The sequence below is a fragment of the Saccharomonospora halophila 8 genome (genome assembly GCF_000383775.1).
GTDB lineage: Bacteria > Actinomycetota > Actinomycetes > Mycobacteriales > Pseudonocardiaceae > Saccharomonospora > Saccharomonospora halophila.
In genome coordinates this window covers 117,315-121,588 of the sequence record NZ_KB912565.1, presented here as the reverse complement: position 1 = coordinate 121,588, position 4,274 = coordinate 117,315, and the positions used below count along the sequence as shown (strand labels likewise).

Annotated in this window: 5 protein-coding genes; 2 read left to right on the top strand and 3 right to left on the bottom strand. The window is 71.4% G+C overall.

What is annotated here, in order from left to right:
* Positions 1–160 precede the first annotated feature (160 nt).
* Both SACHA_RS25605 and pknB read left to right on the top strand, forming a co-directional pair.
* The gene (locus SACHA_RS25605; RefSeq protein ID WP_019811020.1) at positions 161–349 is read left to right on the top strand and encodes a hypothetical protein; all 189 of its coding nucleotides are present in this window, start codon (positions 161–163) and stop codon (positions 347–349) included.
* Between the two features lie 130 nt (positions 350–479).
* Positions 480–2,471, top strand: coding sequence for a Stk1 family PASTA domain-containing Ser/Thr kinase (gene pknB, locus SACHA_RS0115105; RefSeq protein WP_019811018.1), 1,992 nt, complete (start codon positions 480–482; stop codon positions 2,469–2,471).
* A 35-nt stretch (positions 2,472–2,506) separates the two neighbouring features.
* Here pknB and SACHA_RS0115100 read toward each other — a convergent pair whose 3' ends face one another.
* The 3 genes from SACHA_RS0115100 to SACHA_RS0115090 all read right to left on the bottom strand — a co-directional run.
* Positions 2,507–3,154: an aminodeoxychorismate/anthranilate synthase component II gene (locus SACHA_RS0115100; RefSeq protein ID WP_019811016.1), complete on the bottom strand. Its 648-nt coding sequence runs from the start codon at positions 3,152–3,154 to the stop codon at positions 2,507–2,509.
* Positions 3,155–3,190: 36 nt separating this feature from the next.
* Complete coding sequence (locus SACHA_RS25600) at positions 3,191–3,349, bottom strand: hypothetical protein (RefSeq protein WP_019811015.1); 159 nt, start codon at positions 3,347–3,349, stop codon at positions 3,191–3,193.
* Positions 3,349–4,274: class E sortase (locus tag SACHA_RS0115090; protein ID WP_019811014.1), on the bottom strand; the 926-nt coding region annotated here is incomplete at its 5' end. The genes SACHA_RS0115090 and SACHA_RS25600, both read right to left, overlap by 1 nt.

The window sequence follows — 4,274 nt, the reverse complement described above, 5'->3', positions numbered from 1 at the left end:
TCGACCTCGAGCATCACGCCGAGCGAGCCGATCGCGACCTGCGCCGCGCGTAGCTCCCGCATCCTGTCCTCGCCGATGTCAACGACCTCGCCGTGCCCGTTGACCAGTCGCACGCGGCGCATCGCTGCGGACATGTTCGGCAGCTCGATGCCGGATCCGGATGGCGGCACCGGCACGAAAGCGGCCGTCGGCGGCGACGTGGACGCTGCTCGCGCTGGCGTTCGCGGTACTGGTCGCGGTGGTCGTCGTGACCCTCGTCCTGACGCTGGGTTCCGGAGGGGACGACGGCGGACCCGACGACGACACCACCCCGCTCGGGGACAACTGGTCGACCACCGATGGGCGTTGACCCGGCGGAGATGGGTGAGAAGGCATGATGGTCGCGGTACACACGCCTGCCCCCCGCGGGCGTGGGCGACACACGCACCCGGTCGGCGCACCGGGCGTGGGAAGAACCGAGTGAAGGACGGCACCAGGCAATGAGCGCACCCCGACTGCTCTCAAACCGCTACGAACTGGGTGACACACTCGGCTACGGCGGAATGTCCGAGGTTCACAACGGACACGACATCCGGCTCGGCCGGGAGGTCGCCGTGAAGATCCTCCGTGCGGACCTCGCCCGCGACCCGCAGTTCCAGGAGCGCTTCCGGCGGGAGGCGCAGAACGCGGCGGCGCTGAACCACCCCGCCATCGTCGCCGTCTACGACACCGGTGAGGCCGACACCGAGTACGGCCCACTGCCCTACATCGTCATGGAGTACGTCGAGGGCAGGACGCTGCGCGACATCGTCAAGACCGAGGGTCCGCTCTCCGAGAAGCGGGCCATGGAGGTCATGGCCGACGTGTGCGCGGCGCTCGACTTCTCCCACCGGCACGGCATCGTCCACCGCGACGTCAAGCCCGCGAACGTGATGATCACGCGCAACGGCGCGGTCAAGGTGATGGACTTCGGCATCGCCCGCGCCGTGCACGACGGCCAGGCGGCCATGACCCAGACCGCCGCCGTGATCGGGACGGCCCAGTACCTCTCGCCCGAGCAGGCCCGCGGCGAGACCGTCGACGCCCGCAGCGACGTCTACTCGGCGGGCTGCGTGCTCTACGAACTGGTCACCGGCGACCCGCCGTTCACCGGCGACTCCCCCGTCGCCGTGGCCTACCAGCACGTGCGGGAACAGCCGGCACCGCCGTCGTCGGTGAATCCGGGGCTCTCGCCCGAACTGGACGCCGTCGTGCTCACCGCGCTGACCAAGGGCACGGACAACCGGTACCAGTCGGCCGCGGAGATGCGTTCCGACCTGGTGCGCACGCTGTCCGGCCAGCGCCCCGCCGCACCGATGGTGCTGTCCGAGGAGGAGGGCACCAACGTCCTCGGCGACTCCGGGCAGCAGGACCGGTTCGACGCCTACGGCGCCCACGCCTTCCCCGACGAGGACCCGGACGAACTCGCCCGGAAACGCCGGAACAAACGGATCGCCGGCATCGTGCTCACCGTGGCGGGCCTCGGCCTCATCGCGCTGCTGAGCTTCTTCCTCGTCGAGCAGAGCGAGGCGGACACCCGGGCCGTGCCGGACGTGGCGGGCAAGACCCCGCAGGCGGCGCACGAGATGCTGCGCACGGAGGGCTTCGAAGACATCACCGAGTCGACCCGGCCGTGCGTGGCGAACCCGTCGAGCGAGGCGGAGTGCGGACCGGAGTCCTACGGCAAGGTGATCGAGACCGATCCGCCCGCCCGCGAGCAGGTCGCCCTCACCGAGACGATCACACTGTACGTCGGCGAGGCGCCCCGGCAGGTGCAGGTGCCCAACCTCGTCGATCTCACCCGTGCCGATGCCGAAAAGCGGCTGAGTGAGGCCGGGCTGAAGCTCGACCCGAACGTCGAGGAGACGAAGGTCCAGGACCCGGAGAAGCAGGGCAAGGTCGTCGAACAGAGCCCCGCCGGGGGTGCGCAGCTGCGCCAGGGCGGTCAGGTGAGCATCGTCCTCGGCGTCGAACCCGACGAGGTCGAGGTCCCGAACATGACGGGCAGCACCTTCGAGGAGGCCAAGGCCCGTCTGACCGAACTCGACCTCACGGTGAAGCGCAGCGACGTCGACCACGAGGAACCGGAGGGGACCGTGGTCGGGCAGGAGCCGAACGGCGGCCGGGTCACCAAGGGCAGCGAGGTCGAGCTCCAGGTGTCCAACGGCTCGCAGGCCCGGATCGAGATCCCGGACCTGCAGGGTATGACCGAGCAGGAGGCGGTAACCGCGTTGCAGGAGGCGGGCTGGACCGGCTCCCACTCGGTACGGCGGGAGCGGGTGTCCGACTCCGACGACGTCGGCCTGGTGACCAACTCGAACCCGTCCTCGGGCAGTTCCGTCCCGAAGGATCAGTCGATCGTGCTGTTCATCGGCGCCGACGACGAAGGGTCCACCGAGACGTCGGTGCCGGGGAACGGGGGCTGGCTCCCGGGGCCGGGCGACGACAACTGAGCCGGTCCGGGCCGGGGTTCCGGCCCGGTGTGCGCTCAGGCGGACGCGCCCGCGGCGCGCTGCAACTCCCGGGTCGCGTGCTCCAGGTCGCCGACCAGGGTGTCCGGGACCGGGTGTCCCGCCGAGGACATCCAGTTGGCCAGCATCCGGTGGCCGCTCTCGGTCAGCACGGACTCGGGGTGGAACTGCACCCCCTCGACGGGCAGCTCGCGGTGCCGCATCGCCATCACGATCCCGGAGTCCGTGCGGCCGGTGACCTCGAACGCGGCGGGGACGGTGTTTGCGAGCACGGTGAGCGAGTGGTAGCGGGTGGCCGTGAACGGATCGGGCAGCCCCGCCAGTACCCCGGCGCCGTCATGGGCGACCCGGCTGGTCTTGCCGTGCAGCAGCTCGTGCGCCCGGTCGACGGTCGCCCCCCAGGCGACACCGATCGCCTGGTGTCCGAGGCACACGCCCAGCACCGGCACCCCGTCGGCGGCGCACCGGCGGGCGGTGTCGATGCTGCGGCCCGCGCGCTCCGGGGTCGACGGGCCGGGGGAGATGAGCACCCCGTCGAACTCGGCGATCCGGTCGAGGTCGACGACGTCGTTGCGCCACACCGTGCACTCGGCGCCCAGCTGGGCGAGGTACTGCACCAGATTGTAGACGAAGCTGTCGTAGTTGTCGACGACGAGAACGCGCATGTCGCACAGCCTACGGCAACGTCGCGGCGCACCCGCTCACTCGTCGACGGCGACCTCGTTGAACGGCAGCAGCGGCTCCGCCCACGGGAACACCACGAACATCAACAGGGCGACGACCCCGAGCGTCAGCGCGGTCGCGAGCCCGATCCGCACCGGGAGCGGCCCCGGGAGGTGCCGCCAGATCCAGGCGTACATCACGTCTCCCCGATCTCGGCCAACAGTTCCTCGTACCCCGCGCCCGGCCGCTTCTCGTACCGGTGGGTGAGCTCCGAGTGGATGATCATGCGTTCCCGGTCGGAGAACTGCGGGTGGCAGGTGGTGAGGGTCAGCAGCGCCGCCCGCGCCTCCTCCGGTACCGCACCGGCGGGCCGGTAGGGCACCGGCGCGACGGCGTCCCCGCGGCTGGGCAGCACGATACGGCGGCCGACCGTGTCGGCATACGCCTCGTGGTGGCGTGCCGGGGGCGTCACGTCCGCGCACCGCGGGTCGCTCCCCCGGCCCGCGGCCCAGCCGGCGACCTCGTCACGCATCGGCAGCACGCGGTAGACGAAGAAGTGCTCCGCGGTCTCGATCACCACCGGGTCGCAGGATTCGAGCTGGTCGAGGTCGTTGAACGGGGCGCCCTTACCGACCCGGTGACCGGCCACGGCGAAGTTGCCGGGCTGTCCCGGCAGCGCGGAGTCCCGGTAGTGCCCGGGGCCGATCTCCAGCGTCGCGTCGTCGACCCCCTCCTGCACGGTGAACGACCAGTCCACGCCGAAGGACGGGATGTAGAGGCGCGCGAACGCGGCCCCTCCCGCCACGTCCGCGTCGACCTCCCGCTCGGGACCCCCGGACCAGCGCCGGTCGAGTTGGGCGTCGGCCTCCCGCTGGAGCTGCGCCGACATCAGGTTGGTCACGTACAGCTCGTAGACCACGAACAGCAGGACGACCAGGCCGAGGGTGATCAGGACTTCGCCGAACGTGCGCACCGCCACCCGGGCGGGACCGTCGCCCGAGCCCCCCGGGGACGTCCCGGGCGGCGGGGACGTCCCGGGCGGCTCGTCCGGCGGCTCGTCAGCTCGCCCGTCCGGGAGCTCGTCCGGGAACCCGTCCTCCCGGTCCGGCCACCGTGCGGCCG

Bases quoted from the DNA above. Each gene is read 5' to 3' on its own strand.
- SACHA_RS25605 (WP_019811020.1), top strand. From the start codon at position 161: ATGGCGGCACCGGCACGAAAGCGGCCGTCGGCGGCGACGTGGACGCTG.
- pknB (WP_019811018.1), top strand. From the start codon at position 480: ATGAGCGCACCCCGACTGCTCTCAAACCGCTACGAACTGGGTGACACA.
- SACHA_RS0115100 (WP_019811016.1), bottom strand. From the start codon at position 3,154: ATGCGCGTTCTCGTCGTCGACAACTACGACAGCTTCGTCTACAATCTG.
- SACHA_RS25600 (WP_019811015.1), bottom strand. From the start codon at position 3,349: ATGTACGCCTGGATCTGGCGGCACCTCCCGGGGCCGCTCCCGGTGCGG.